The sequence below is a fragment of the bacterium genome (assembly GCA_041649255.1).
Lineage (GTDB): Bacteria > Hydrothermota > UBA3073 > JACQXS01 > JAQTXJ01 > JAQTXJ01.
This window is the reverse complement of the sequence record JBAZNK010000007.1, coordinates 1-23569: the sequence shown is the minus strand read 5'-3', so window position 1 is coordinate 23569 and position 23569 is coordinate 1. Positions and strand designations below refer to the sequence as shown.

Annotated in this window: 17 protein-coding genes and 2 tRNA genes; 11 read left to right on the top strand and 8 right to left on the bottom strand. The window is 39.4% G+C overall.

From position 1 onward, the window contains the following. Positions 1-135 precede the first annotated feature (135 nt). Positions 136-1434: an FISUMP domain-containing protein gene (locus tag WC614_06005; protein MFA5032556.1), complete on the bottom strand. Its 1299-nt coding sequence runs from the start codon at positions 1432-1434 to the stop codon at positions 136-138. Positions 1435-1765: 331 nt separating this feature from the next. Here WC614_06005 and WC614_06000 point away from each other — a divergent pair, with 331 nt between their 5' ends. Further along, entirely contained in the window at positions 1766-1945 is a 180-nt protein-coding gene (locus WC614_06000) for a hypothetical protein (protein MFA5032555.1), read from the top strand. A gap of 122 nt (positions 1946-2067) precedes the next feature. Here the strand turns inward: WC614_06000 and WC614_05995 are convergent, their stop codons facing one another. Then, the gene (locus WC614_05995) at positions 2068-4125 is read right to left on the bottom strand and encodes a Tex-like N-terminal domain-containing protein (protein MFA5032554.1); all 2058 of its coding nucleotides are present in this window, start codon (positions 4123-4125) and stop codon (positions 2068-2070) included. 466 nt (positions 4126-4591) lie between these two features. Here WC614_05995 and WC614_05990 point away from each other — a divergent pair, with 466 nt between their 5' ends. Together WC614_05990 and WC614_05985 are read left to right on the top strand one after the other, a co-directional pair. Further along, a complete protein-coding gene (locus tag WC614_05990; GenBank protein MFA5032553.1) occupies positions 4592-5665 on the top strand; it encodes a hypothetical protein in 1074 nt (357 codons plus the stop codon). Between the two features lie 27 nt (positions 5666-5692). Then, entirely contained in the window at positions 5693-6235 is a 543-nt protein-coding gene (locus tag WC614_05985) for a T9SS type A sorting domain-containing protein (GenBank protein MFA5032552.1), read from the top strand. Between the two features lie 634 nt (positions 6236-6869). On the opposite strand, the gene WC614_05980 is transcribed toward WC614_05985, so the two are convergent. The 4 genes from WC614_05980 to WC614_05965 form a co-directional block, all read right to left on the bottom strand. Next, complete coding sequence (locus WC614_05980) at positions 6870-7598, bottom strand: hypothetical protein (protein ID MFA5032551.1); 729 nt, start codon at positions 7596-7598, stop codon at positions 6870-6872. Positions 7599-7770: 172 nt separating this feature from the next. After that, positions 7771-8397 carry a hypothetical protein gene (locus tag WC614_05975; protein MFA5032550.1) on the bottom strand — a complete coding sequence of 209 codons (627 nt, stop codon included), beginning with the start codon at positions 8395-8397 and terminating at the stop codon, positions 7771-7773. Positions 8398-8881: 484 nt separating this feature from the next. Further along, a complete protein-coding gene (locus tag WC614_05970; protein MFA5032549.1) occupies positions 8882-9676 on the bottom strand; it encodes a hypothetical protein in 795 nt (264 codons plus the stop codon). Between the two features lie 103 nt (positions 9677-9779). After that, positions 9780-10472, bottom strand: a complete 693-nt coding sequence (locus WC614_05965) for a hypothetical protein (protein ID MFA5032548.1) — start codon at positions 10470-10472, stop codon at positions 9780-9782. Between the two features lie 745 nt (positions 10473-11217). Between WC614_05965 and WC614_05960 the strand changes: the two genes are divergently transcribed. Continuing rightward, complete coding sequence (locus WC614_05960; protein MFA5032547.1) at positions 11218-11544, top strand: hypothetical protein; 327 nt, start codon at positions 11218-11220, stop codon at positions 11542-11544. 152 nt (positions 11545-11696) lie between these two features. After that, positions 11697-12299, top strand: a complete 603-nt coding sequence (locus WC614_05955; GenBank protein MFA5032546.1) for a diacylglycerol/polyprenol kinase family protein — start codon at positions 11697-11699, stop codon at positions 12297-12299. Positions 12300-12704: 405 nt separating this feature from the next. On the opposite strand, the gene WC614_05950 is transcribed toward WC614_05955, so the two are convergent. Further along, positions 12705-14561 carry a FlgD immunoglobulin-like domain containing protein gene (locus WC614_05950; GenBank protein MFA5032545.1) on the bottom strand — a complete coding sequence of 619 codons (1857 nt, stop codon included), beginning with the start codon at positions 14559-14561 and terminating at the stop codon, positions 12705-12707. A gap of 646 nt (positions 14562-15207) precedes the next feature. Between WC614_05950 and WC614_05945 the strand changes: the two genes are divergently transcribed. The 4 genes from WC614_05945 (at position 15208) to WC614_05930 (ending at position 19280) form a co-directional block, all read left to right on the top strand. Continuing rightward, entirely contained in the window at positions 15208-15705 is a 498-nt protein-coding gene (locus WC614_05945) for an ACT domain-containing protein (protein MFA5032544.1), read from the top strand. A 3-nt stretch (positions 15706-15708) separates the two neighbouring features. Beyond that, positions 15709-18831 (top strand): preprotein translocase subunit SecA, encoded by a 3123-nt coding sequence (secA, locus tag WC614_05940; protein ID MFA5032543.1) that lies wholly within the window; start codon positions 15709-15711, stop codon positions 18829-18831. Positions 18832-18993: 162 nt separating this feature from the next. Continuing rightward, a tRNA-Gly gene (locus tag WC614_05935) sits at positions 18994-19066 on the top strand. 136 nt (positions 19067-19202) lie between these two features. Continuing rightward, positions 19203-19280 (top strand) — tRNA-His (locus WC614_05930). A 13-nt stretch (positions 19281-19293) separates the two neighbouring features. Here WC614_05930 and WC614_05925 read toward each other — a convergent pair. Next, positions 19294-21228, bottom strand: a complete 1935-nt coding sequence (locus WC614_05925) for a TonB-dependent receptor (protein ID MFA5032542.1) — start codon at positions 21226-21228, stop codon at positions 19294-19296. A gap of 234 nt (positions 21229-21462) precedes the next feature. Here WC614_05925 and lexA point away from each other — a divergent pair, with 234 nt between their 5' ends. Both lexA and WC614_05915 read left to right on the top strand, forming a co-directional pair. Continuing rightward, the gene (gene lexA / locus WC614_05920; GenBank protein MFA5032541.1) at positions 21463-22095 is read left to right on the top strand and encodes a transcriptional repressor LexA; all 633 of its coding nucleotides are present in this window, start codon (positions 21463-21465) and stop codon (positions 22093-22095) included. A gap of 87 nt (positions 22096-22182) precedes the next feature. After that, the gene (locus WC614_05915; protein MFA5032540.1) at positions 22183-23322 is read left to right on the top strand and encodes a radical SAM protein; all 1140 of its coding nucleotides are present in this window, start codon (positions 22183-22185) and stop codon (positions 23320-23322) included. Positions 23323-23569: the final 247 nt, after the last annotated feature.

Genomic DNA, 23569 nt, shown 5'->3' with positions numbered 1-23569 from the left:
CCACGAGATTTCACGCGATTTACACAAGATTAAAACAAATAACAGAAAGAATTTTCAGCCACGGATAACGGACACGCCTGCCTGCCGGCAGGCAGGGATTTACACGGATTAAAGAAAAACAGAAAGAGAATTTAATTAATCTTTAACGCAGCGGACGCTATGGCCATCCTCCTTTATACCGAGATTGAAATTGCAATCAGAAACGAAATTATGGAACAGGAAATAGAACCATGCGTAGAAGGCATCGAACTCCGTAGCCGACCACCAGTAACCGCGGTGTCCCATATCTTTGAACACACCACCATGGTAGCTGCTGCGACACCCACCCGGAAGCGCCGAAAAACCACTTTCATTAGTTGCGCCGGTGTTTGGACTCCACCAAAGCGTTGTGCAATTTTCTTTCAGTTTGCCACCTGCTGGGCCACCCAAGTAATCGGTAAGAATTGTCCACTCGCTATCAGAAGGTGTGTGCCATCCAACAGGACACATATTATGACTATCTGCTATCGCATGCCAATTATATAAACGACCATAAGTATCGCCTTCAGCCGGATTGTTATTATAATTACAATATGCTCCAGTTGTTAAAGTCTTCCACGAACTGTCGGCAGTTACATTAGGTATACTTGAAGCATTGCGGTATTTAGTGGTTTTAAGATTTTCTGCCATCCATACCTGTGTGCCTATTTGCACCACTGCATAATGATTGCTATCTGCATCCGTGCAGTCAACAAAATTAAAAGTTACGGGTTGGCTGTGGGTTGGTATGAGCATAAAAACAGTACGATAAATCCCTGATTTTCCTGTTATCTTCAACCTGTCGCCTGTAGTATATTGCATATTTATTACTGATTTATCGCTTTTCAAACTCTTAGTCTTTCCTGTATTTGAAGCCGTATTTTGCTTATCTATGCTTGACGTTATGCCAACATATTTTATTTCGGTTCCCGCCAAGGCGGGAGATAAATTATTGCTTACTATTTTTGCCATATAGGAATATTCTCCTGACTTTATTTTTAAAAGATATACGCCGCTGGTAAGTCCGCTCAGGTTGTAAGTGTGATGACCTTTTGATAAGAAATCCTGTGTTTGCAAGATTCTTTTTCCTGTTATATCATACAGGTTAAGAGTTGTTTTGCTCCGCCTGAGGCGGACTTCAAAATCTATGGAACAATTCCCTGTCATTGGATTTGGATAGATATGCATAGTATTATCCGAAACGGTATTCAAATCCAATTCGTTTATTCCCGTTACTTCAAGCTCTAATGTATCGCTCCCGCTAAGATTTAAACTTGTGCATTGTGTCAGGTTTTCTACTTTTACGGAATCAACGGTTGTGCTTGAGCCTGTTCCTGCAAAGGTGATTTGATAGTTCTGCGCATAGGTTTTTGTTATCGAAAAAATCAACAAAACAAATATTGTAATTGTTTTCATTTTTCCTCCTGTTCCCGTAGTTATGGTGTTAGTTTATTTGTATTGAAATTTTTTGTCAAGGGAAAAGAGGGAGTTGGGAGAATTCGTTAATAGGATATTAGTGTATTAGTTATTCGGAGAAAGATAGCATATCAGATTAGAAGATTAACAAATTGAAACCACAAGATTCAACACGATTTACACAAGAATACAGAAAGATTAACCACAGAGAGCACAGAGAAAAGACAGTTGATGGGTAACGGATAACAAAAAATAGAATGAGACCACAGAGAAGGTAGAGGACACAGAGGAAAGAAAATTTTTAGACGCACCTGCCTGCCGGCAGGCAGGGATGAACGCAGATACAGAGGAAAAAGAGAGATTCTTCGCTACGCTCAGAATGACAAATGGGCTTGATAAATCAAGCCCCTACAAAAACATTTTTGAACATTTAAGAAATGGGGGAGAAAACAGGGCTAAAGCCCAAAAACCCTCCACTTCCTCCAAACAGACCTGCCAAAAAGATCGGTAAGCAAGCTGGCGGAGAAGTTCGCTACGCACTTATCAAAAAGTTGAGTGAGTTTAGTGAGTCGAGTAAGTTAAGTAGGTTGAGTAGGAAGGAAGAGAATCAAAATTCAAAAGAGAAATAAAGCATTAGTGTTTTAGGCTCAGGCTGATTCGTCCGTTTTTAATATCGATATCAAGGACTTTGGCTTTTAGTTCTTCTCCTATGGAAACTACTTCCAACGGATTTTTAATGAATCTGTCCGCAAGTTGAGAGATATGGATAAGCGCATTGTTCTTTAATCCTATGTCGACAAAAGCTCCGAACTGCGTTACATTTCGCACAATGCCTTCAACCATATCCCCGATTTTTAAGTCTTCTATTTTAATGCTCGCCCGCAACTTTAAACTGCCTTCGTATTGTCTTAATTCTTTACCCGCATTTTTGTAATTGCTGATAATATCAAGAACGACTTCGTTTGTAATACCCGGATACAGCTTATCCATATCGTTTCTATATGTCGGAAACAAATTACTCTCTTCCATTTTTTCAATAATAAAACTTGCAACTTTATATTGTTCGGGATGAATCGCCGTCCTGTCAAAAACGTTTTCGCTTTCGGGGACTCTTAAAAATCCGACTCCCTGTTCGTACGCTTTTTTGCCCAAAAGTTTTTTCAGTTGTTCTCTCGACTTATACGGTTTATTCTCGAAAATCTTTTTCGCATCTTTTTTACTAAGTCCCGAGACATAAGAAAGCAAATAAGTTGAAGCGCCGTTCACATTGATTCCGACAAGGTTTACGACGTCTTCCACCGCATCGCTTAACTTTCGTTCAAGCTCTTTCTGGTTCATATCGTGCTGGTACATTCCAACGCCTACGCTGATAACGGGGATTTTTACAAATTCGGAAAGGCTGTCCACATAACGTCTGCCGATTGAAATAGTTCCCCTGTCCGTTGCATCAAGAGCAGGAAATTCTTCCTGACCGGCTTCAGAAGTGGAATAAACAGAAGCGCCTGATTCGTTAACCAACACGGTTGCGCAGTCGAAATTGTTTTTAATCAGGTCAAATATTTCTCCCGAAGCAGTGCCGTTGCCAATTGTAATAACGTCTATTTTATGTTTTGAAAACAAGGTTTTCAGGGTTTGGAGAGTTTCTTCTTTCTTGTCTAAAAAGATTTTTGAAAAATAAACGGGAGAAGCATTTTTATCAAGAATACATATTTTGCAGCCTGTTCTGTAACCCGGGTCAATCGCCAAAACGGATTCTCCGTAATGAGGTTTTAGCATTAACAGTTCTTTCAGGTTAGCCTGGAAAATCTTAATTGCATCAATGTTTGCTTTTTCGGTCAAGATGTTTCTAACTTCTCGTTCGATAGACGCAAAAATTTTGCCGTATCCGTCTTTAACGCATTCCTCAAGAGGCGCCGTATTATCGGGTTTAACGATGATCTTTTTACGAAACGTTTCAAAAAAGTTGTCATCTTTATCCATACCCACGTTTAGAATTCCAAGGTTATCTCCCCTATTTAAGGCAAGCGTCTGGTAGCTTTTCAGGGTGGTAACGTTTCCGCCAAAACTCTGGTAAATCTTAAATTTATAAGCTTCCTCTTTTTGTTTTTCGTCAAGTTTATCAGGGTTTATCGCCTTAGAAACGATTTTGCCGTATTTCACATAATACTGTCTGACAAAATCTTTTAATACCGGATTATCCGCAATATCCTGGCTTACGATATCTTTTGAGCCGGTTATGATTTCCTCTTCGGGATACAGTGCCAGAAGTTCTTGCGGGATATTAATGGTCTGTTGGTCTTTGATTTGTTGAGCAACGACATCAAAACCTTTTTCCCTGGCAATATCGGCTTTAGTTTTTTTCTTTCTCTTGTAAGGGGCGTATAAGTCTTCTACTTCAACTAAGGTTTGGGCATTTTCGATTTTATTTTGTAATTCTTCGGTTAGTTTACCTTGTTCGGCAATAGCGGTTAATGCGGTTACTTTTGTTTTGTAAATATTTTCTAATTTGGTTTTGAGTTCGATAATTTCTCTTATTACATTTTCATTAAGGTTGCCTGTTCTTTCTTTTCTGTAGCGGGCGATAAAGTGCACGGTGCAACCGTCGTCAATGAGGGATAGGACGTTTGCGACTTGCTGGTCTTTTAAGCCGAGTTCGCGGGAAATGTTGGTTGTGTAGTTGGGTTCTTGCATAAGTTAGTGGAAAACATATAGCAATTGGAGAGATTAGCAAGGAAAAAGTTTAACAGACTATACTAAAAGCCTGCCACAAAAGCACTAAGACACGAAATAACACTAAACAAAAAAAGAAAGTTTTGCCACAGATGCACACAGAATTACACTGAAAACAGATAAAATTATAGCCACGGATAACAGAAAGACAGAAGAAAAGGTTTGTTTTTTTAACAGGGACTTTAAGAGAATTTAAAGAGATAAAAAAACAGATATAATTGAGGGGATTATCTCAGATCCTGCAACAGATTAGGGAGTATCCCTTAACAGATGCGGCAGATTAAAGATAAGGGGGGGACTTATTTTCTCTGCCGTAAACTTGAAGGATTTTTCCTTGACTTTCCAAGAAAGTGAGGGTAAAAACAGCTTAAAGTTGCAGGCCGAATAACCTGACAGGCAAGTAATGGCAAATTCAGGAAGGGAAACTATGAAAAAATTATACAGAGCAACAATCATCATATTATTTGTGTTTCTTTATAATACTGTGAATGCAGGTTTGACGGCGCATAACAAGGGGAATTCGGGACTTCCGTCCAACTATATCAGAGCTCTTGCGATAGAAGGGACTACAAAATGGATAGGGACATATGGCGGCGGGTTAGCAAAGTTTGATAACACGAACTGGGTTGTGTATGACACTTCAAATTCGAACATACCCGGGAACTATTTCAGGGCAGTTGCAGTGGAAGGCAACGTAAAATGGGTTGGCGCAGCCAATGACGGGGTAGCGAAACTTGACGGGACAACATGGACAGCATACAATGTGAAATACGTTATGTCGTTAGCCGTAGAAGGGACGACAAAATGGGCCGGGACTGCTCTTGGATTGGCGAAGTACAACAACACGACATGGACCGTTTATAATACCGGCAATTCGAGTTTACCACACAATTCCGTTTATGCTCTTGCCGTGGAAGACAGCATAAAATGGGCTGCAACCGGCGGCGGGTTGGTAAAGATAGACGGGGCAAACTGGACTGTTTACACCACGGGTAATTCGGGGTTACCATCCAATTTTACTTATGCTCTTGCCGTGGAGGGGCATACTAAATGGGTTGGAACGATTGGAGGGGGGCTGGCCAAATTCGACGACACCAACTGGACAGTATATGATACGACAAACTCAGGTTTGCCGTACGACTATATTTCCGCGCTTGCCATAGAGGGAGGGGCAAAATGGATTGGGACTGCAGGCGGAGGGCTGATAAAATTTGATGATACGAGTTGGACAGTTTATAATACGGATAATTCCGGTCTGCCGGATAATTCAATTAATGCGATAGCGATAGAGGGTCATACGAAATGGATTGGAACAACGGGTGGCGGGTTGGCAAAGTTCGATGATACCTTATGGACAGTATATAACGCAGACAGTCCCGAATGGCCTGCGCCCGGGACTACCGCTCCTGACTTTACTTTAGCAGACACGGCCGGCAATTATCATTCTCTTTCTGATTTCAGCGGCAAAGCGGTTTTGATTAACATTTGGGGGCTTGGGTGAGGGACTTGCGTTTCGGAGCTACCAAGGTTGGGAGCGTTACAAGATTTATACGGCACAGGGAAAGTAAAAGTAATTTCGATTATCAAACAAGGGAGCGCAAGCGCAGTAAAGCCGTATGCAAGGGGGAACAGCGCTCTTTTCCTCATAGACGCCACAGGTTCCGTATTTAATGATTATTCGATAGGAGGTTATCCTCCGCTTAATTATGTAATCAAGCAGGACGGCAAGGTATATAACGGGATGGAAGGGTTTAGCGAAACGACCTTAAAAAGCTGGATAGACAGCTGTATAATAACCGGGATAGAGGATAAAAACAAAGAGTTGAGAGTAGAAAGTACAGAGTTAAGAGTTATAAAAGATAAGATTTATTTGGGTGTAGCGAAGGCGATGGATGCGGAATTAAAAATATACGATTTATGTGGGCGGATTAGGGAAGTGGTGTATGAGGGGATTTTGGAGAAGGGGAGTTATGAGTTTAATGCGAAAATAAAGATGAGAGGGATTTATTTTGTGACATTAGAAAGTAATAATTATAAAACAACCAGGAAACTGGTGATGATGTCCCGATAAATCGGGAGAGATTAGCAAGGAAAAAGTTTAACGGACTATACTAAAGGCCTGCCACAAAAGCACTAAAGCACAAAATTGCACTAAACAGAAAAAGAGAATCTTGCCACAGATGCACACAGAATTCCCCTCTGGATAACAAGCTCTACAGAATAGATTAAGAGCTTGTAAACACGGAAAACAGATAATTTAACAGGGATTGAAAGAGACTTTAAAGAGACAAAAAAAAAGAAAAGCAGAAAGAATTTTTTGCCACGGATAACGGACACGGATTTTCACGGAAAACAGATAATTTAACAGGGATTGAAAGAGAACTTAAGAGATTAGAAAAAAGAACAGCCTGCCACAAAAACACTAAAGCACAAAAAACAGAACACAAAAAGAAATTCTGACAGGATTAACCCTCCTGCGGCGGGCAGGCAGAATTACAGAAAAACGGACAAAAGAGATTCTCACGCAAAGTCCAGCAAAGCAGGATAGGAAATCTCTAAGGACTTCGTCCAAGAGCTTCTTACCGCAAAGAAAAGATTGGAAGGGGAAAAATCGGGGGATATTAGTTTTTATACTAACAGGTAAAAAATAGGAAACCGTGCTTGTTTTATGAGAAATTAAGTATTGCGTTCCCAGAATTGATGTTTTACAATTTTGATGTTTCCTCCACAATCTTTCTAACACCGTTTACACATTGTTCTAAAAATGGAATAACCGGTTGATTATTTGAAGAGAAGTGAAATGAAACCCATGTGATTATTTCCTTTTTTCCAGAACCAACAGTTACAGGAGGATTATTTACATCGAACCTTTGGTCCCCTGGTATTATCATCCCTCCCATTTGAATTTGTGTTCCTGAGTCCATTGATATAGAAGCTCCTTCCACCAAACTAATATTTGTTCCGCCAGAGGTTAATTTAAGTTGTTTAACTTCCCTTCTCTCCTGAGGCGTTAATTGTTGATGTTTGTTTTCATTGCACAAATCCATAAATTGGGGTAGCCAGATATTATTTGGGTCAGAAAAATGTTGATATGACTCAATCCTTTTAACAATATCAGGACGTGATACATTTAATCCATATATGCATCTTTCAATCCTGTTTTGATTTTGAAAATCCAATCTAGACTGATTCTCTGTTGCATAAGGAAAGTATATCTTTAGGTTTGATTTTGTTTTGTCGCCATATTTACTAAACAATCCATGGGCGGTAAAGTCTAAAGCAGATCTTAAGTTTTCCATTAAATTTTTTATTTCAATTGAAAGTTCTGATTTGATGGATTTTTCATGAAGAGATTGTTCATAAATACTTCTGATTTCACTAAACTGATTACTTGCATGTTCTACCAAGCTTTTCGCATCATCAAAATATGACATTGTTCAACCTCCAAAATATCGCCTAATGTTCCCAGTATAAAAAAAGTTTTGCGAAGCAAAAATAAGGCACGAATCTTATATGCTAGGCAATTTAGTAAATTTTCATAAATTAGCATTACCGGACAGCCTCGCTGTCCCTGATTTTTGACCGACGTCGGTCAAAGTATCCAACTTATCTTACAGGTAAAGGGTTTCCGTTTTTATCAAAAAGCGACAATCCTGGCTTCCCTTTCATAATGCTGAGCATAGCGGCTGACTTTCCATTTCCATCAAAAAGCGATAATCCCGGATTTCCATTCATACCAGTTAAAATAACGCTTGCCTTTCCATTTTCATCAGAAAGCATCAATCCCGGATCTTCTTTCATACCACTGAGATGAACGCTTAACACTCCATTTTCATTATAAAACATCAATCTCGGATCTCCTCCTGTAAGACAGAGTGAAGCGCGCTGCTTTCCATTTTCATCCCGAAGCGTCAATCCCGGAACTCCATCCGTAATATAAAGAGCAGCACGATTTTGTCCATTTTCATCCCAAAAAACCAATTCCGGGTTTCCATCCCTCAAGATGCCAAGAATAGCATGACTTTTTCCATTTCTGTCCACCACTCTAAACTCCTGGGCTTCGATGACTTTATTGTTTGATGTTTTTGCTCCACAAAAAAGTATTACGGCAATGCCTAATACTACCGCAAGTCCTGCCAGTTTCATTAATTTGACTTGCCTGACGGCAGTCAGGTTCTCACGTTCTAAACGGTCAACTCTTTGTAAAAGTGCTCCGATATCACATTTATCCATTTTTACCTTCCTTTCCCCTTGAAGCGGAATGACAGACTACTAATTCGTATCTACAAACATGCGGACTTGATGAATCAAGTCCCTACAAATACGAAATAAATTTTTACGTTTCAATAAGACGCATAATTAATGTCCCTGAAATCTAGATTTGTCAATCCAAATTTGTAATTACAGAAAGATTAACAAATCGGAACCACGAGATTCCCAGCTGAGCTGGATAAGTTGGAGTAATGTTTCTAAAGAAACAAACTCCAACTAACCACGCGATTTACACAGAGAACAGACGCAAGGCTAAAGCCTTGCCCTACAAACAGAGAGATTCTTCATTTCATTCAGAATGACAGAGCTGACGATCCTACGCACTCAATGAGAAAAAGATTCGTTAATAGGATCCTACGCTTCGCTTCTGGATAGGTATCTCTAAGAACTAAAGTTCTCCCGGAAAAGACTCGGGATAAGAATCCCTACAATTGCCTTTCGGCAATTAAGGGTTTCTAATAAGAGCTGCACCTGAGATATCGGAGCAAGTAATATTATTAGAAAAGAAGAGGAATGTGGATAGGAATTTGGGGTTCAGGTTTTCGTCTATTAATATCGTTGCTTCGCCTTGTTCCCTGACAGACTTATTATAAAATATTTTGAGTTCGTAGTTTGCTGTGCTGCTTCGACGGCTTATTCCACGCGATGTTCCATCGGATAGGATCGAGTTCAGTATTTGGGGAGGAGCATCGGGATAGCTTGTATACAAACAATCCGGGACTTTGATATCTTCATTGGAAGGAATGCAGTAAAGAACTATAATATGAGCAGTGTCGTCGGGTTTGCCGTCTCTCCAGACACCTGTATGCCATTTCAGATGGAGTCTATTTGAATCGTAAGTAAGGTTTTCTATTTTCATTTTGGGTTCGTATATTCTTCCGTTATAAACGAGCTCCATTTTTGAGAGGTCTACCCAGTTGTCTTTAGTAATTGGTTGTTTTCTATCGGGGATAGTTTGAAAAATAGCGCCCAAATTCTGCCGGATAAAAGAACTATGTTCCATCATATTTCTTTTGTAAGTTTGCCAGTATTTGTAGAGTTCGGGTCTTAAGAGGTGGTATACCCTCATCGTTAACGACAACATTTTGCCCGCATTTTTGAACCCTACAGGCTGCCTTGCAGGCGAAGGCGTATAGTCCTGTTTCAGATAAACAAATTGACTTCCCTTTCTATAAGAGAAAGTTAAATTTCCGATGGAACCCCTAATGGTTCCATACGGTCCACCAAAACATCTTGCCATTGTTACCTCCTTTGTTCCGCCAAGGCGGAACGGGTTATTGGGTTATTAGTCATTAAGTTATTGGGTTATTAAGTCATTGGTTATTGGGTCATTGGTCATTAAGTTATTGGGTTATTGGGAAGCCCCGCTGAAGCGGGATAACCAGCCCTAGATGGCTCAAGGGCTGGTAAATACAGACTGAGGGGGAGTAGATTTTATCTTGTTTGTAATATAGGAAGAGCATTGGCTTTCCTTCAATAGGAATTGAGATAGGTTCGTCAGGGTAAAATGCCGGAGGGAATTGGTTTATATTAAGAGTTTCGGAATCCATTATAACGATGCCGAGTTCGTATTCGGGGTTGTGGTTTTGTAATTGGAATTCTATGTAAGAATCCGTAATTTCTATAGAACGAATTTGTGGAGCGGGTAAGTCGCCGACAGTGAAAAGAATGTTTTCCAGACCTTTTTGTATTCGCTTAATGTTTATACTGACAAACAGATGGTATCCGGAGAAATATTTTTCCCTGTCCGCGATTTTAGTCCATACCGGGTGGATGATAGTTTTGAGTATCCGGTGAGTAATTCTATTGAGTTTGGAGAAGTTTGCGTAATTCGATTTGAATTGTTGGGATTTGGGAAGGTGATTATTGTTCTTTTCCGGGGAATAGGAATAGATTACGGTTTTGTTTTTCCTGTACTGGAAAGTAACGCCTTTCGCGTCGGGCGGCAGATTGAATTTAAACATCTTTTTTGCCTGTTCGGGGGAAATGCGTTTGATTGTTCCCCTGAATTGCATAGGCCAGTTAGTTAGAATCATCGTTCCTCCTTAGTAAATAATAGTAATTTATAGTAACTTGTAGTAATTTATTGTAACAGACAACAGAATTTCTCACCGCAGAGTCGCAGAGCACGCAGAGAACAAAAACAAAAATAACAGAGAATAGAATAGAGATATAAAGCAGAGAGGGCGCCGAGAAAAGATAAATTAGAGTTAAAAAAATAACAGAGAACGGAATACTGATTAATACGATTTTTAGGTCCATAGTTTTTCACCTCCTTTTTGTTTTTCAGGACTTTGCATACCTACATAGTAAAGCAAGATGCGTGACAAATTGAAGGAAATGGGTGAAAATTATTGATTGGTAAGGAATTAGGGTGGTTTTTGGCGGTTGTGGATTATGCAAAAAAACCGCAAAATTTACGTTTTTGGAACGGATTTCGCGTTTTTTGACCGGATTTCGGTCAATAGGGAACAGAGAGAATTTAGCCACGGATAACAGACACGGATTTTCACGGATTATACAGAAAAAAACAACAAAATACAGAAAATTTAGACAGGATTTACAGGATAAGAGGATTAAAGAAGAACATATAATTTAACAGGGACTTGAAGAGAATTTAAAGAGATAAAAAACAGAAAACAGATAAAATTATAGCCACGGATAACGGACCCCAGCTGAGCTGGATAAGAAACTCTAAGGCTAACGCCTAAGAGTTTCTAAACGAACAAGGGAAATTTGTAGTTCTTGACTTTTCGGTATTGCAATATATTGTAGTTTTAGATGATTAGAACTTCGGGGAAGATTATGGAATTGTTATTTATTGGAGTTTTGATTTTAGTTTCGGGATGTGCGGCAAGAGTCCATACCCAGGAAGAGCTCAAGTATCTTTCTATGGGGATGTCAAAAAAAGAAGTTAGCAGTATAATCGGGAAACCCAATAACGTCGTATCGTGGTACACAAATGAACGAAACCAGAAAATTACAACTCTGGTATACAAATTAAAAAAAGAATCCGACATAGGAAAGCCTCAAATAAAAAAACCTTCTTTGTACCGTTTATACTTTGTAAACGATAAGTTGAAACAAGTGAAAAAAGTCAGCCGTTGAAATCGTAAAACTTGTTTTTCGTAGAGAACGGCAACAGAGAGATTCTTCGTCTTCGACTCAGAATGACAGACAGTAGGAATGGGAAAAGTCAATTAAAAAACATCCAAATTTGTAGTTCTTGACTTTTCATTATTACAATATATTCTATCAAAATGCTTAAAACTTCGGAAATGAGAAGGCAGGTGTTTCACGTATCCGCAGGTGTTTTAATTTTACTCCTTATAAAATACGGCATACTTAATCCTGCAAGGATATTCATTGTCCTTGTCTTCGGAATTATACTTTCCATAATAGCTAAAAAAGTTAAAATCCCGATAATACACTGGTTCCTTCTGAAATTTGAAAGAAAAGAAGAGTTAAAGAGATTTCCCGGCAGAGGCGTGATTTACTTTTTTGCCGGTACATTGCTCGTTTTAATGCTTTTCCCCGCAGATATCGCTTATGCATCAATAATGATACTTGCACTTGGAGATTCGATATCCCATATTGCAGGCATACGCATTGGAAAATTCAAACACCCGCTTAGCAAGGAAAAACTAATAGAAGGAACACTCGTAGGAACGCTTTTTGCTTTTATCGGGGCAATGTTTTTTGTTTCTCCGCTTGAAGCGCTACTTGCAAGTGTTGGCGCAATGACGGCTGAAGTCGTAGAATTCAGAATGAACGAACAAACGGTAGACGATAACTTGATAGTTCCTCTTGTCGCTGGAACTATTATATTCCTGGTCAGGACTTACGTGATGCCGTTATTCTAAATGACAAAAAAAGAAATTTTCACCGCAGAGTCGCAGAGATCGCAGAGAAAAGAAAACAGATTTATTTTCAACAGGGATTGAAAGCAATCCACCACAAGCTGAAAGAGCTTATTACCAAAGAATTACACGAAAAAGAACAGTTTAGAATAGAGAGTAAAAAATTGAGGAAGAACAAAAAGAACAGATTTGCTTTTAACAGTGATTGAAGTCCAGCTGAGATGGGCATTCACCAACCCAGCAGATAGGTTAGAGTTAAAAAACGAACTGCAAACAGGCAACAAAAATCTTTACTGCAGAGGACACAGAGAAGAGGGGATTATGATGGGAAAACGGCAGGGGATAGAAAATCCGAGTATATTAGTTTTTTATACTAACAAAAAACAAATAGTCACTACACCTAATTTTCTAACGGACTAATACAAATTGTAATGAGCGGGAAATTTCGCCAGTATTCATACGAACAAAGTAAGCGCCACTTGAGCAATTTTTACCGGACATATTTTTCCCATTCCATATAACCTTATACACTCCTGCTTTCCTGTCCTTATTTTCCAGAGTAGCTATTTTCTGCCCCAGGACGTTATATACGCAAACTTTAACATTGCCAGTCTTAGGTAAAGCATACGAGAATGTGTATTTAGAAGATGTAGAATTTACACTTGTGAGAGATAAGTTGTAGTCGTCAGGTATATTTGTATTCTCCTCTACTGCAAATGAGCTGATGTCAAAGGCAACATACAAATCCTTTCCAGCAAAGCTCACAGAGGTATCGGCTTCGTAGAATCCATTTTTTTTGAGGGAAATAGTGTAAGGAGCATAATAAACATCGTGTAATCCACCACCATCTTTATATTTCAAATACTCCAGTAACGACCGGTCAATACGACCATAAGTATTTGTAACGCATACGCATACAGTATCGCCGTTCACATTTTTAATAACTACATTTACATCTTTCTCAGGTAAACTACCGTTAAATACTTTCAGATACAGAGTGCGAAGCGTGCTTATGCTGTCACCGAGACTAATATCCGTTTTAGTTGGGTCAAACTCACAGCTTATGAATTTTGGATTTCCTTTACGAACACGAATATCCGTATTACAATCATTGATAATTAGATTATTGAGGACAGGGGAACAGGTATCAATCAAAATGCCGCATTCTGCGCTATCAATACGGCAATATGCAATATTGGGAGTAGATTTAGTTATTTTGATTCCGGTATGTCGCGCATTGTGTATCCATGATTTTCTTAAGTTTACATTGGTAGAATATATTTCCAAAGCTCCGTTATCACTCCCGGGTCCTGTTGAGGCATCATCTATGTAGAGATATTTCGCATCCAAGCCTCCGGTGGAGGCTACAACCAAACCATAAAAGGCACTGGGGTTTAATGTGTCAGCGTATAAAGAAACACAGTTCAAACTAAGAGTTCCTCCGTTTGTTATAAAATTATAGTTGCCACGCATAACAATCGTAGAATTGTCTATACTCCTATTTCCCCAAGCAGCTAATCCATAATAATTTTCTACTGCACGATATTTCCAACCACCCCAGTCTATATCTCCAAGCATATACTTTTGATGTACCATAGCTCCTTGTGTAAGTCCAATAGTGTCTCCCTTTTTACTTGTAGCAGTTCCTTCAACATATATCGGTCTCCCGTCTACACCTGTTGAGTCATGATAAGCACTATCTACAAGTGTTAAAGACACTAACGCAGAATCATGAGGCGGAACTGTAACAGGATTTGGAGAAACCCCAACCCAACACTTTGCACTATCGGGATAATCAATAGTGAGAAGGACCTTGATTGAATCAGGGGAAGTAGTATCGGGGTGACCAACCCAGAACGGGTAACTATATGAGGAATCCAACTCTATCGGACAGGCTTGGTAATGAACCGAAAAGATAGGGAGTGAGTAGACAGGGATAGTATCCCAAGTAATCTTCTCATTACATCTATGGGCTTCTTTATATAAAAGTGTAACTGTATCCCCGGGACATAAAAAAGCGAGAGTGTCACTAATAACATCGCTATATTGGAGATAGAATCCATAGCTGGCTAAAGACAACCTCAATGAAGCGTTATTCACACATTTATCGCCGGTATTAGTAACCGTTACATATTTATCTGCGATGTTGCCGGTATTAGCATCTGAAGGCGTCCACCACATATCAACGAGTTTCAAAATGCCAGAACCATAAGAAGTTAGGGGAACAACGGCACAAAAACATATAATCCAAAAAAGTCGTCTCATTATAACCTCCTTATACATAAACTCTTGTTATAATATATATTAACCACTATTCTTTCTGATAATAATTTAGTTATTCTAAAACAAATGTCAAGAGAAAAAGTGAATAAGTAACAGTAAGTAATGAACAGTGAAAAGGCAAGCGGACACGATAAATCGTATCCCTAGACATATATGAATAAAAGAGGGCGGGTCTCTATGGGATTCGTTAATCGTCTCCCGCGCTTCGCTACGGATATCCAACACTTCGCTACGGGATACCCAGCAGAGCAGGATAAGAAACTCTAATCCGCCTATGTCGGAAAGAGTTTCTAAAGAATCCCTCCGGCAAAAGATTCCGGACAATCCAGCCAAGGCGGGATGTCGCTAATGCTCCACAATCTTTTTCCTAATTTACATAAGGGCTTGTAAGTAATCCGCCAGAGGCGGAAAGGGCTTCGTATAGGCAGGAGACCAAGTTATCAGAGTATCAGGAACAAAGACATATCCCGTAACAAGCCCGGGACTAAAGAAAACGCATAACATAAGGGATTCTTATCACTAACGTAGTTAGGGGGGAAATCCCTGTAAAAAATATAAACTATGTTAGGCGGTATTAACTAATAAAACTCTTGACAAATCCCGTTTTTAAATTTTTAATACTGCTGTTATGTCCAATTCTAAAATAGAAGTAAAAATAGATAAAGCGTCTCCTTTTATTTTGTTATCTTCGGTTTTGAACAAACCCGGCGTCGGAGTTAAAATTTGCAGCACACTGTCGGAACATAACATAAACATCGAATCATTAAATGTCTTCAGTGTCCCGGGGAAAGATAAGGTAGATGTTTTAGTAGAGGTTGAGGAAACGGATTTGGCAGAAGCTACTTATTTCCTTGGCAGGCTTGCAAAAGAAATCCAGATGCAGGGGCTGCTTTATCCTAATGTTTATGTTGAGGAATTAGTTACCATCGTATTATGTGGAGGGAACCTCGCCCAGAAAAAAGGAATAGCCGCAACCATATTCAATATTTTTAATGACAGAAATATGAATGTATGGGCATTCAGCGCAAATAAAGCAGGCGAAATAAGAATATGGGTGGATAAAAAAGCCATTGAGGAGTTCCCCAACATAACAAAAGACCTGTCAGAGGAGTTAAATAAAGAATAATATATGGCTAATTTTTTAACCTCCATAGCTGGTATACTCGGGTCCCACAATGAAAGAGTTGTTAAAAAAATATTACCTACCGTAGAAAAAATTAATAAAGTCTTTAATACCCTGCAAACTCTCACCGATGAAGAACTTCAACATAAAACTATCGAATTTAGAGAACGAATTAAAGCCGGCGAAACAGTAGACGATTTGCTCCCGGAAGCTTATGCCGTCGTGAAAGACGCCTGCAGAAGGCTTGTCGGCAGAAGATGGATAGTTACGGACAGGGAATGGGAATGGAATATGGTTCCCTTTGATGTTCAGCTTATCGGCGCGATAGTTTTACATCAGGGGAAAATTTCTGAAATGGCTACAGGTGAAGGGAAAACCCTCGTCGCCACTATGCCGTTGTATCTTAACTCACTTACGGGTTACGGATGTCATCTTGTAACCGTAAATGATTACCTTGCAAACAGAGACAGCCAGTGGATGGGTGGAGTATTTAATTTTCTCGGCGTTTCCGTAGGATGCATACAGAATGGAATGAGTCCGCAAGAAAGAAAACCGCATTACGACTGCGATATTACTTATGGCACCAATAATGAATTCGGGTTCGATTATCTTAGAGACAATATGGTTTGGAGACTTGAAGACAAAGTCCAGCGCGGGCACAATTATGCCATCGTAGATGAAGTTGACTCCGTTCTTATTGATGAAGCAAGAACACCACTTATAATTTCCGGCGCAGTTGAACATGTCATAAATCGGGAATATGCAAGACTTAAACCTACTGTTGAACGTATGGTTCACAAACAAACTCTTTTCTGTAACCAATTGGTAGCCGAAGCCGAAAAATTATTAGGTGAAGAAAAGGAAGAAGAGGCTGGGAAAAAATTATTTATTGTCCAAAAAGGCTCTCCTAAAAACAATAGGTTAATGAAACTTAAAAAAGAAGGCAAAATATTAAAATTACTTGAAGTTACGGAAAAAAAATTAATTGGCGGAGAACTTGCACAGAAAACAAGCATCAAAAAAGAAGAAACCGAAATCCATAAATTAGAGGAGCAGCTTTATTATACTATAGACGAGAAAGGGAATTCCGTAAACATAACGGAAAAAGGCAGGGAAAACATTGCTCCGGGGAATCAGGATTTCTTCACATTGCCGGACTTGTTCTATGAACTGCCTATCATAGATAAGAACCAGGCATTATCTCCAAGAGAAAAATTTGTTGCTAAACAGGCAATGGAAAGAAGTTATGCCGAGAAATCGGAGAGTTTGCACGCGATAAACCAATTATTAAAAGCATATTCTTTGTTTGAAAAAGACGTAGATTACGTCACACAGGAAAATAAAGTCATAATCGTTGACGAATTTACCGGCAGACTTATGCCGGGCAGAAGATACTCGGATGGCTTGCACCAGGCGCTTGAAGCCAAAGAAGGGGTGCGAGTCGAATCCGAAACCCAAACTTTCGCTACAATTACTTTACAAAATTACTTCAAAATGTACGAAAAACTGGCAGGTATGACGGGAACCGCGATGACCGAAGCTAAAGAATTTTTTGATATTTATAAATTGGAAGTCATTAATATTCCAACTAACCGACCGATAAGAAGAATCGAATACCAGGACGCCATATACAAAACAAGACGCGAAAAATACGACGCCATTATAAAAGAAGTAGAAGAAATGAATAAGTTGGGAAGACCTGTCCTGCTTGGGACTACTTCCGTTGATGTCTCGGAAACGTTATCCCGTATGCTTAACCGTAAAGGGATAGCTCACCAGGTATTAAATGCAAAGCAACACCAGAGAGAAGCTGAAGTGGTCTCTTTAGCGGGACAAAAGGGTAGAGTTACCATCGCCACAAATATGGCAGGTAGAGGAACGGATATCAAACTAACCGATGACGTTATACATTGCCCAAGATGTTGTATAGGTTGTTCGGATGATTGTTCCAAGTGTCCTACAGGCACGAAAAAAGAAAAATGCGCGGAAGCGCTTCCTTGCGGATTGCACATAATAGGAAGCGAAAGGCACGAAGCCCGCAGAATTGACCGCCAGCTTAAAGGAAGATGCGCAAGACAAGGCGACCCGGGAAGCTCAAAGTTTTATCTTTCTCTGGAAGATAATTTAATGCGATTGTTTGGCTCTGACAGGATTGCCGGCGCTATGGACAGATGGGGACCTAAAGAAAACGAACCTATTGAACATAAACTCATTACCCGCGCAATCGAAGGCGCACAAAAAAGAGTTGAAATGTGGAACTTTGACATTAGAAAACATGCACTTGAATATGACAACGTCCTGAACTATCAGAGAGATGCGACATACGGCCTCAGAGATGAAATACTGGAAGGCAAAGACCTTTCCGAAAAAGCAAAAGCACGGATTGATGAAGCCATAAATACAATAATAGATACTTATGTGGAAGGCGATAACCCTGAAAAATGGGACTGGGAAGGTTTTTCGAGAGAGTTACGAACCACTTTTATGTTTGATTTTAGGATTTCTGAAGAAGAAAAAGTACAAACTGATAAAAAAGACTTACAAGGAAAACTAACGGATGCTATATTAAATTTATATGCTATGAGAGAACAACAAATTGGAGCAGATACTATGCGTGACCTGGAAAAACAGGTTATGTTACACGTCATAGATAAAAATTGGAGAGACCATTTGTACGAACTGGATGCTCTTAAAGAAGGTATCGGTTTACGAGGATATGCTCAAAGAGACCCCTTGATTGAATATAAAAGAGAAGCTTTCCAATATTTCGAAGAATTTCTTGGTAACGTAAATAAAGAAACCGTCAGAAATCTATTCGCTCTTAGATTAAGAACAGAAGCAGAACAAAAGGCAGATGAAAATGCTCAATTACAGGCAAAAGCCGTTAAAGAAGAAGTTGCCGCTATGAACGTAGCCAACGCTAACGCTCAAGCTCCAACACCTGCTATAGTTGAACGTCATAGAAATATGGGCAGTGGATTTGGCGGTATACAGGGCAGACATGAAATGCCACAAGAACAACCAACTGTAGTTACTTTCAAGAGAAATGATGATAAAGTAGGCAGGAATGACCCTTGCCCTTGTGGTTCAGGTAAAAAATATAAAAATTGTTGTGGAAAAGTTGGATAATATTACAATTTATAAAAACCTGATTCACTACGTCTAATTTAGAATTCCGATGCTTGAACTTGTGAACCGGAGGTTTATTCCAACTTTTATTATGAGATTTTTAATTTTTTTGTTGCTTTTTTTAATTTTTGATATTTAATTCCTAATATTTGATATGTATGTGCGGGAGTAGCTCAGTTGGTAGAGCATAACCTTGCCAAGGTTAGGGTCGCGAGTTCGAGTCTCGTCTCCCGCTTTAGATTAAAAAAATCCAATTGTAGTTTGGCAGATTGGAATTTGATATTTAGGTGTTTTGTAGGGACTTGATTAATTTAAGTCCGGTTTTAGTATTTTTTTTGATTTTTGATATTTTCTTTTTGATTTTATGTGTGGTGGGTATAGCTCAACTCGGTTAGAGCGCTTGCCTGTGGAGCAAGATGTTGCCGGTTCAAATCCGGTTACCCACCCCAAATTTTCTGAACTTTAATAAGAAATCCCGATATTAAAACCTCTCCCTGTCGCAGTATACCCTTCCGCTTCCATAGATTTATCATCTATCAGATTTTCTATCTTTAGTTGAATTTTTATTCCTTTGAACTTGAAAGAATTCGTTAAATCTATATGCGAACAAGACCTTACATCCGTAATCCCTGTCAAACCATTTAAATAATCAATGTCCTGCCTCTTGCCAATACAACAAAACTTCACATTAAACCATTTGTAAGTCATCCCCCATCTGTAATCAAGAGAAGGCAGAAGCAAATAATCTTTTGCGTTATTTATCTTGTCCAGTCCGGTAAATGATATGTCCGTGCTTATGTCTTTCGTAATGTAAAGAAGATAATAAATCTCCACGCCCTCCGTACATATTTCTATCCCCGGTTCCCTATTCCTATATCTATCCAGAAGGTCTATGGAATTTACTATATGCTGGTGATAATACGTTATACTCATTATCCCGTTCTTAAACCTGCTTTCCCCTCCTACATCAAAACTGTGGTTAGTTTCCGGGATAAGCTCGCTGTTCCCGTACTGGGGACTAAACAACTGGTAAAGAGATGGCATCTTGAATCCAATCCCATAGTTAGCTTTAACCTGAGTGGAATTAACAAGAAAAGATAACGAAGCCTGCCATGTTTTATATGCGCCGAACTCTACATAATCGTCAATCCGTCCGTTAAGATTAAAAAATATGCTCCTGTAATGAGGCATAATCTCTACATATGCACTTCGGTTGGATAAATACTTAAGTGGCAAATTAGTTGTGTCCTGCGTATGCGCATTTCGCTCACACCCACAGGATTTACCGGATTCTTTCGCATATTCAAAACCGGCTATTGTATTAAGAAACTTGTTAACCTTAAAATTGTTCTGCCATTCACCAATAATATAATTACCCTCATAAGAGTCATCTTTCTTTGTACTGTCAAACATATCAGGTTCATCCTTATCCGTCGTCTCTATGTTATTAGCTGCTACGCTTAACTTATAATTCCACGAATTTGTTAACTTATGGTTTATAAAAAAACTACCCAATTTAGAAACAACGGAAGTCACAGCATTAGAATCATCCCTGAATGGGCCCGCATCAACATCTATTTTTGAATCCCTGTATCCTCCGGTTAATCCAATTGATAATTTACTTAACGGATAAAAATTCAACTTCGCAAAAGCTTCTCTGTTGACATACCCATCTTTCTCCGGAGCCGGCAAACTGTCCGGACCTAACGCCTGAGACAAGCCTCCCGAATTAATATTAAACACGGAAAGCGAATAGTCGAATTTATTTGTCGCACCAATAAATCCGGCTTGTTCACTAAAAATATTATACATACCTTTTATAGCAGTAGGGATAAAACAGGGTCTTAAGACAACGCTTCCATAACTTTTAACAGTTGATGTTTTGCCGCTGTCTATTAGATTTTTCTGACCTTTTCTTGTGATAATATTAATTACCCCGCTGATTGCATCGCTCCCGTATAATGCACATTGAGGGCCACGAATTATCTCTATCCGTTCCACGGCAGAAGTCGAAAGCGTACCCCAGTCAAAACTCCTGTCAATAGATGCAGGGTTATTAACTTTTACACCGTCGATAAGCACTAACACATCTCCGGCCCTTCCTCCCCTCAAATGCGTTTCCGTATACCCGCCAAAAGGTCCTCTCGGAATTATATGAATACCGGAAAAATTTCTTATCGCCTCAAGCACCGTAATATCAAAGTTTTTTTCTATGTCTTCACGGGTAACAATTGTCACCCACTTCCCCGTATTCTCTATTGACTCTTCCATTTTCTCGGCAGAAACAACGCCTTCCTTCGGAACATATAACTGCACGGAATCATTATACCCATACATATCCGCATTTAGCGGGATTGCCAAAAACAGCGAAGCCAATAAACAAAAAATTATTTTCATTATGTTAAACCTATCCCAAAATAGCGCCCCTTGTCAACAAAAATCCTTTTTTCTGCGTTAGCACATACACCATACTCTTTTGCACTATTCATTTTCACTTTAATTTGTGTCTGTTCGCGGACACCCCCTTAGATTTGTTTCTTTTCACTGCTCTTTGGGCCTTTTCACTTTTGCGGCAAATCAATACCCACAAAAAACTTGACAAGTTTTATTCAAAGTGTATACTGCTGTATAATGAAAAAAACATCATTCTCTGTAAAAGAATTAGAAGCAATACGCCATATCTACAATTCGATGATGCAAAGAGGAGATTCCCCGTCTATGCGTGAACTTATGGTCTCTATGGGTTATCAATCTCCGCGTTCTATCTCGATAATTATTGATGGTTTGATAGAGAAAAAAATTTTGCAACGCAAACAGGATGGCAAACTTCGATTCCTGAAAAATATTCCTGACGATAAGACGAACGCACAAACGGTTGATGTGCCGCTTATAGGAACAGTAGCCGCAGGTACACCAATGCTTGCCGAAGAAAATATAGAGACGATGGTTTCCGTATCTGTAAAACTGGCTCGACCACCGCATAGATATTTTTTACTGAAAGTTGAAGGCGATTCCATGGACGAGAAAGGCATCAATAATGGCGATTTGGTGCTTGTGCGTCAGCAAACTACAGCAGAAAACGGGGATATTGTTGTTGCCCTAATTGATAAAGAAGCAACTATAAAAGAATTTCATTCTTCTCCAAATGCAATCGTATTGAAACCTAAATCCAAAAACAAAAAACATAAACCTATTGTCCTAAATAGAGATTTCCACATTCAAGGAAAAGTAATAACGTCTATACCAAATGTAACGGATGAATGAATAGTAATTTTTCGTAATATTATAATAAACCCGTCCCTGCTCTGCCGCAAGCAGGGACGATAGTTTTCTGGCAAGACAACTACTAGAATGGCCTTTATAAACAAAACTCCCGACACACGGGAAAAACTCCAAATCCTTTCGCAGGACTCGCAATATGACCTTGCCTGCGCTTGCAGTATGCAGGATGCCGACCGAAGACACCGTTCAAAAGACGACAAATGGGTATATCCGGTAGTTCTTCCCGACAGGCGGGAAGTGTTACTTTTTAAGACCCTTATATCTAATGTTTGCGCTAATGACTGTAAATATTGTCCTCTTCGTGAAGAAAATGACCAGCGAAGATGCGCAATACCGCCTGAAGAACTCGCAAAAGTTTTTCTTGAATATTATAATGCGGGAAGAGTTATGGGATTGTTCCTGAGCAGCGGTGTAATCGGCACTCCCGATAATACAATGCTCAGAATTAATGAAACTGCTTCCATATTAAGAAAACAAGGATTCAGAGGATATATACACTTAAAAGTTATCCCGGGAGCTTCGGATGAAGCGATAAAACATTCCGTGGCACTTGCAAATGCCGTTTCCGTTAATATAGAAACGGCAGGCGAAAAACATTTTTCCAACCTAAGCACAAAGAAAAATTACATAAAAGATATTATTCATCCAATGCAGTTGATTAGCAAATTAACGGAAAAAGGCTCGCGTTACAGCAGAGTCTCTCAAACAACACAGTTTATCGTCGGCGCATCCGATGAAACCGATAAGGAAATCGTAAAATATTCCTGGGGATTATATAAAAAATTAAACCTTAATCGCGTTTATTTCAGCGCATACCAACGAGGACTCGGCAAACCCGACCTTCCCGGCGAACTGTCCCCGCACACAAACGATGAGATTTTAACAAGGGAACATCGTTTGTATCAGGTGGACTGGCTGGTACGAAAATATAATTTCAGGGAAGATGAGATTCCTTTTGACCCGACAGGAAATCTCTCGCTTATTGCCGACCCGAAAGAAGTTTGGGCAAATAATCATCCTGAGTTCTTTCCCGTCAATATTAATAAAGCGAACAAATATGAACTTCTTCGTGTTCCCGGTTTTGGATTGATTACATCAGATTTGATTCTTCAAGCCCGAGAAGAAGGCTCAAAAATAAGAAGTATAGAAGATTTAGGCAAGCCCGGGAAAAGACTTAAAAAAGCGCAAACTTACATAAAATTCGATTAATTACAGCGTCCCAATCGCTGTAATTTTTGTTTATAAAATCTTACCCAACAAGTAAAATAAAAAATGGGCAGACTGACTCGTCGTCAATCTGCCCATTAGTAAAATTCTATTTAATCAGGCTTTATCGGAAATAATTATCTTCCACCTCTGCCGCTGTCTCTGCTTCCGCCTCTGCCGCCTCTGCTGCCACCTCTGCCACCATCTCTGCCACCTCTACCGCCGCCTCTACCGCCGAAGCCACCACCAC